Source organism: Bacillus cereus group sp. BfR-BA-01380, assembly GCF_022663535.1.
In the GTDB taxonomy this organism is placed as follows: Bacteria; Bacillota; Bacilli; order Bacillales; family Bacillaceae_G; genus Bacillus_A; species Bacillus_A cereus_BB.
Genome location: NZ_JAKUFS010000080.1, coordinates 1 through 1,039 on the forward strand (window position 1 = coordinate 1; position 1,039 = coordinate 1,039).

Below are 1,039 nucleotides of genomic sequence, written 5' to 3' on the forward strand. Positions count from 1 at the left end.
CGTGAAAAAAGTAACATCTGAACAGTTAGCGCAAGTGGCAAGAGAAGTAGAAAAGCAAGTGGAACAAGCGGCAATAGAACTCGAACAGGAACAAGATAAAGAGGTGAAAAAAGAAAAAAAGAAAGCGTATCAAGAGAAACGAAAAATACATAAAAAACTGAAAGAAAACTATTTACCACGACTACAAAAATATGAGTCACATCATGAGGTTTTTGGTGATCGCAGTAGCTTCTCGAAAACAGATCAAGATGCCACATTTATGCGAATGAAAGAAGATCATATGAAAAACGGGCAATTGAAAGCTGGATATAATGTACAAGTAGGAACGGAAAATCAGTTTATTTTAGGTTATTCTCTTCATCAGCGTCCGACGGATACACGTTGTTTCATACCACATTTGGAGAAATTAAAAGAATCTACTTTACCTTTCCCAACACGCGTTGTCGCTGATGCTGGATATGGAAGTGAAACGAATTATTTGTATGCCGAAGATAAAGAATTTCCAGTATTGATCCCTCCTCCTATGATGAGAAGAGAAGAATCAAGTTCGTATAAAAAGGATATTCGCAACGCAAGTAACTGGGAATACAAGGAACACGATGACTATTATATTTGTCCAAACAACCGAAAAGTCACATTCAAAAACTATTCAAAACGAACGGATTCTTACGGCCATACCAGGGATTTTAAAATTTATGAGTGTGAAGACTGTTCAAGTTGTCCGTTCAAAGAGAAGTGCACAAAAGCGAAAGGAAATCGACAAATTCATTACAACCCAGTGTATGAAGAATTGAAAGCAAAAGCAAAACAAAGCCTTTGGTCTGACGAAGGATCGCAAATCTACGCCAAGCGAAAAACGGAGGTAGAAAGCGTGTTCGGTCATATCAAGGGCAATCGGTCGTTCCGTCGATTCTCATTAAGAGGATTGACGAAAGTAACGATCGAGTTCGGGCTAATCGCCATAGCTCACAACTTCCTCAAACAAGTGGAAAAGAACCGCTCGTTTGAGGAAGAAAATCTAAAAAATAACAAAACCCAC

At 38.5% G+C, this 1,039-nt stretch carries 1 protein-coding gene; it reads left to right on the forward strand.

The window, feature by feature from the left end; genetic code table 11:
- Positions 1–1,039 (forward strand): IS1182 family transposase (locus MR076_RS25880; protein WP_242225426.1); only part of this gene is annotated, 1,039 nt, incomplete at both ends.